Source organism: Pseudomonas sp. R19M (assembly GCF_050312585.1).
Taxonomy (GTDB): domain Bacteria; phylum Pseudomonadota; class Gammaproteobacteria; order Pseudomonadales; family Pseudomonadaceae; genus Aquipseudomonas; species Aquipseudomonas palleroniana.
In genome coordinates this window covers 1-5,574 of the sequence record NZ_JBNPJV010000096.1, presented here as the reverse complement: position 1 = coordinate 5,574, position 5,574 = coordinate 1, and the positions used below count along the sequence as shown (strand labels likewise).

Genomic DNA, 5,574 nt, shown 5'->3' with positions numbered 1-5,574 from the left:
CGGTTCTGAGCCTGACACACCGCCATCGGGAGCAAGCCCCCTCCCACAGGTTGTCCATCGTTCGTTCTATCGCTTAACTGATTGGCAGTAGGGCAAGCCCGCACAAGGTGCGGTCGCAAGGGGGCAGGTATAAAAAAACGCCCGATGAAAGCAGGGCTCTCATCGGGCGTTTGTTCGACCACGCAGGGTGGTCAAGGGCTTACATCAGAAGTCCCAGCGGGTGCTGACCATCACGTTGCGCGGCTCACCGTAGGCGGCCGAGTTATAGAAGCCCACGTTGGTGTAGTAGGACTTGTCGAAGATGTTGTTGAAGTTGACGGTCGCCGACAGGTTCTTGGTGACCTGGTAGCGGGTCATCAGGTCCACCAGCCAGTAGGATTCCTGGGTAATGTCCTGGTTCTGGTTGAGGGGTTGGTTCCAGACCTCTTGCCAGCCCTTGGTCTGCCAGCGCACGCCGCCGCCGATGGTGAACTTGTCGAGGTCACCCTTGAGCTTGTAGGTGGTGTTCAGGTTGACCTGGTGCTCGGGTTCGAAGGTAGAGATTTTCTTGCCGTCGTCGTCACGCACGATCTTGTGGGTGTAGCCGCCCTGGACTTGCCAGCCCGGGCTCAGCTCACCGGAAATTTCTGCCTCATAACCTTTGGTGACCGCCTTGGAGCTCTTGAACGCGTAGTTGTTCGGGGTTGGCGTCTGGTTGTTGTAGGCGTCGTCCGAGATCGGCCGGTTGGTCTCGTGCACTTCGAAGTAGGCGATGCTGGTGTTCAGGCGGCCGTCGAAGAACTCACCCTTGAGGCCCAGCTCGTAGTTTTGCCCTTCGTCCGGGTCCAGCAGTTTGCTGTCGCGGTCCTTATAGGTGCTTTCCTGGGGCTGGAAAATATCGGTGTAGCTGGCGTACGCGGAGAAGTTGTCGTTGAGGTCGTAGATCACCCCGGCGTAAGGGATGAACCGCCCGGTTTCCTTGTACGAAGGGTTGTTGCCGGTGACATGGTAGTTGGCCACGCGCCCGCCGAGGATCACGTTCAGGTCATCGATCACGTTCAAGCGTGTGGTCACGTAGTAGCCGTTCTGGCGGATAGTGTCGTCGATGTACTGCTGGACCGGCCCGTAGATTGGCCTGCCGAGCTTGCCGTTCCAGTTGTAGAAATCGACTTTGTTGCCCTGCGGCCATTCCGGCGACCAGTAACCTTTGCCCTGCCAGCGCGAAGTACCGATCGAGCCGCCCACCACCAATTCATGTTCACGACCAAAGAGGCTGAACGGCCCGGTGGCATAAAGATCGGCCGAGGTGCTTTTGGTTTCACCCGTGTATTTCTGTCCGTTGATCTCGGCGGTGCCATCGGCGGCCGGCTGGACGAACTGAATCGATGCAAGGTCAGCGTGGTAGCCGTTGATCTTGTGGTCCAGTTGCAGTTTGGTCACCCAGCCGTCACCCAGGTCATGCTCGAGCATGGCGAAGGCGGTACGGGTGTTCTGCTCCCATGAACTCCAGGTGGTGCCGTTGTTGTAGGAGCGCGGCATCTTGTTGATGCTGCCGTTGGAGTTGACCAGCGGGAACGCGCCGGACCAGCTGGAACCTTTCGGAATGTTGTCCTGGTAGTCGAAGCCGACGGTCAGCATGGTGTCCGGGGACAGGTCGAATTCGGTGATGCCGTAGTAGGTTTCGGTCTTGCGCGAGTAGTGGTCCATGAAGGACTTCTTGTCCTGGTACGCCGCCACCGCCCGGCCACGCACATTGCCGCTCTCGGTCAAGGGGCCGCTGACATCGACTTCACTGCGATAGTTGTCCCACGAACCTGCGCCCACGGTCACATGGCCCTTGAAGTCGGCGGTGGGCTTCTTGCGGATCAGGTTGATGGTCGCACCCAGGGAGCCTGCGCCGTTGAGCAGGCCGGTGGCGCCCTTGAGGATTTCGATACGGTCATAGATCGCCATGTCGCTCAGGGTATTGCCCGCCGAGTAGCCGACGTTGCGCACGCTGGACGGAATACCGTCGTACTGGAAACTGTTGACCGAGAAACCCCGGGAGTAGTAGTTGGTGCGGTCGGTGTCATAGGCCGACACGGTGATGCCCGGCGTGTGGCGCATCACGTCATCGACGTTGTTGAGGCCGAAGTCTTCGATGTGCTGGCGGGTGACCACGGTAATCGACTGTGGGGTCTGGCGTGGCGTGAGGGTCAGGCGCGTCGCGGTGGCGATGGTGCCTGGGGTGTAGGAGCCGGAGCCCTCGGTAATATTGCCCAGCACGTTACCGTTGACCTGGGTGGGGCTCAGCTCCAGGGCGGTGGTGTCGCCGGCGGCGGCAACCGTCAACGCATTGCCGTTGAGGCTGTGGGTGGTCGATGTGCCCGCCAACAACTGGTCGATGGCTTGCTGTGGCGCCATCTTGCCCTTGACCGCACGGCTGTTTTTACCCTGCACGTCGCTGGGGCTGTACAACACCTGCACGTTGGCCTGGCGCCCGAATTCCTGCAGTGCGCTCCCCAGCGCCTGGGCAGGAATATTCAACTCGATCTCCTGAGCCTGCACATAGCCTGCGATCGGCAACGATACTGCCAGGGCCAAGGCGCTTGGAAGAAGGTTGATGTTCAGGGCCCGGCGCATGGTTAACGCCTTGCTCAGTGGGCTGAGGCCGAGTCGTGCTGGCATGGATGCTTTCTCTTCTAGGTTTTAAGTGGGCAAATTCTAGGTGTTAATTGAGGCTGGTTCTCATTACCACTAGTGAGACGTTCCTACCTCAGAAAACCGGAAAACAAAATTCACGCCGGTTCCAGCGCGTGCACCACCTGGCCGGCACGCAAGCGCACCAACTGGTCGGCGATATCGAAATAACGGTCGTCGTGGCTGATCACGATGATGGTTTTGCCCAGGCGCTTGAGGTCCGGCAGCAGCTCGGTGTAGAAGATCCGGCGGAACGCCGGGTCCTGGTCGGCGGCCCATTCGTCGAACACCAGTACCGGGCGCTCCTCCAGCCAGGCGTTGACCAGGGCCAGGCGCTTGCGCTGGCCGGTGGACAGGTCGGTGGTGCTGAACACGCCATCCTTGACGCTGACCTTGTGCGCGATTTCCAGGCGCTCCAGGTATTTGGCGGCACTGTCCAGCGACTGCGTGGCGCTGCCCTGCACCAGGTCATCGAACAGGTAATAGTCGGAGAAGATCGTGGTGAACAGCTGGCGATAATCGTCGCGCTCGGGGTCGGTCACGGTCTCGTCATTGAGGCGGATTTCGCCCGACTGCGGGGTGTACAAACCCAGCAGCAGTTTGATCAGGGTGGTCTTGCCGCTGCCGTTTTCGCCGACGATAAACACGATATCGCCTTGCTTGATGCTCAGGTTGATCGGCCCCAGGTGAAACGGCGCGCTACCCTCGACCGCCGGCGGGCTGTAGCTCACATTGCGCAGCTCCAGGCTGTTGACCATCGGTTTGGGCGCCTCGCTGTCGTCCATCAGCAGGTGCGGCTCGGGCGACGAGAAACGCTCGGACAATTCACTGATACGGCCAAAGGCGATCTTCGCCTTGCCCACCACCGGCAGGTAACCCAGCAGATGTTCCAGGGGGCCTTTCATGTACAGCAGCACCAGCACGAAACCGGTGATCACCGTGGGGTCCGGGTTGGGGTTGTATGCCTGCATCGCCAGGGCCAGGCCGATGACCACGAAGAACAGCATCGAGCCGAAGGTCTTGGCCAGGATGTAGATGTTGACTGAGCGCACCTGGATGTCGCTGATGCGGTCGGCGGTTTCCTGGATGCGGTGGGTGTTCATGCGAAAACGCCGTGGGCGGTGCATGCGCAGCTCCTTGGCGCCGGAGGCAATCGCATTGTAGTAACGCTGCAATTCATCCTCATGGCTGCGCGCCAGGTCGAAACCCTGGATGCCTTTGCCGCCGGCAATGAACTGCACGGCGCTGCCGATGATGATCGCCACCACCATCATCAGGAACATCGGCACCGACAAGTAGGCCAGGTAGCCCAGGCAACCGAGGGTGACCGTGGCGGCGATGGCCAGCGGGGTGAATGCAAAGGAAAAGTCGCTGATGGTGTCGACATCGTGGGTCAGCACCGGGATCAGCCGGTGGGAACGGTAGCGTTCGATCTGCCCGATGGGCGCCGACAGCACCTTCTCGCCGAGGTCTTTGCGCAGGGCGGCAATGATGCGCTGCCCGACGTAGTTGGTGCCGATGTCCGAGATGATCGAACTGACCAGCGCCACCACGCACAGCGCTGCAAAGGTCAGCACCACGCCCTGGGTCATGCCGTTGGCCGAGTGCAGGGCATTGTTGATGGTGGCCAGCAGCAGGGTAATGGCCAGGCCGCCCGCCATGCCGAGGGCGACGGAGACCGTCACGATCATACGAAAGGGCCTGAGCAGGGCGAGCAGGCCATTGAAGGCGCCGCGTTTGGGGTCGGTCATAAGTACATCCCGGAGAGTGAAAAGAGGGGCTGGGCACACAGACCCTTACCCCTGACAAACGAAGCGTCGGCGCAAGGATTTAGCTCGGCGCGCCGGGCGGCGGCCACGCCGGATAAATTGCCGCGACGCTGGTTCGTTCTTGTGCTGTAGGCGCACGTGTATCCACGCGCTGCGCAGTCCCCTCAGCGAGAGCGAAACAATGACGAAAAAGAACCTGGTGTATGTGTGGTCCCTGAGAAATGCCGCCGCCGACAAGGCCGGGCAGCCGGTGGCCTACAAGGACCACGAGCGCTACATGAAGTCGGTGCTGGAGTTTCTGGTGGGATCCCTCAATGACACGCCGCTGGGCCAGCGCTACAACCTGGTGGGCGTGGTGTATGACGATGACGAGCAGAACCCACGGGACCAGCAACTGGTCAGCGACTATGGCTTTGCCTACCAGCCTGGCCGCCAGTGGCTGTACCCGGCGGACTTGCGGGTGCAGGGCACGCTGGTCAACGACCTGCTGCTGAGTGTGCCGTCCACCTACCGTCGCTTGCCGCGTGGCAGCGCGGAACATATCGCCGGCAAGCAGGATTTCGAGCGTCGCCTGCACGACACGCTGGTGGAGTTGAAGGCCGATATCGTGGTGCTGGACGGTTTGCTGGTGATCCTCGATGAGCTGGTACGCCCCGGCGCGCCGTTTGCCCGACGCATCATGAATATCCACCCCGGCATTACCCGCCTCGAGTCGCCTTATGAGCGCCGTGGCGCCTATGCCACCTGGAATGCGTTGTACGGCGCGCGTGGCCAGGCGGTGGTGGACTGGGCGACCAAAGAGACCAAGCCTTGCGAGCCGCTGTACCTGACGGGTGCGTCGTTCCACTACGTGGACAACGGTATCGACTCCGGTGAAGTCTTCCACGACGTGCTCAACACCGAGATATCGCCGCAGGACACCATCCTTGAACTGCGCTGGAACAACTTCAACAACAGCTTGTTCCCGGCGTTGCATGAAGGGCTGGAGCGGTTGGCGCAGCAGGGCTGAACTTGCATGTGATCCAAGTGTGGGAGGGGGCTTGCCCTAATGCCAGTCAGTTAAGCGATAGAGCGGACGATGGATAACCTGTGGGAGGGGGCTTGCTCCCGATGACGGTGTGTCAGGTTAAGAAACCGTGACTGATAC

3 protein-coding genes are annotated in these 5,574 nt (G+C 60.8%); 1 reads left to right on the top strand and 2 read right to left on the bottom strand.

Going from position 1 to position 5,574, the window contains the following annotated elements; translation table 11 throughout:
* Positions 1 to 204: 204 nt before the first annotated feature.
* Both ACQRBT_RS24930 and ACQRBT_RS24925 read right to left on the bottom strand, forming a co-directional pair.
* A complete protein-coding gene (locus ACQRBT_RS24930) occupies positions 205 to 2,646 on the bottom strand; it encodes a TonB-dependent siderophore receptor (RefSeq protein WP_090371669.1) in 2,442 nt (813 codons plus the stop codon).
* Between the two features lie 110 nt (positions 2,647 to 2,756).
* Positions 2,757 to 4,409: a cyclic peptide export ABC transporter gene (locus tag ACQRBT_RS24925; protein ID WP_060755324.1), complete on the bottom strand. Its 1,653-nt coding sequence runs from the start codon at positions 4,407 to 4,409 to the stop codon at positions 2,757 to 2,759.
* A gap of 199 nt (positions 4,410 to 4,608) precedes the next feature.
* Here ACQRBT_RS24925 and ACQRBT_RS24920 point away from each other — a divergent pair, with 199 nt between their 5' ends.
* Positions 4,609 to 5,436: a N(5)-hydroxyornithine transformylase PvdF gene (locus ACQRBT_RS24920; protein ID WP_060755323.1), complete on the top strand. Its 828-nt coding sequence runs from the start codon at positions 4,609 to 4,611 to the stop codon at positions 5,434 to 5,436.
* The last annotated feature ends 138 nt before the right edge of the window (positions 5,437 to 5,574 follow it).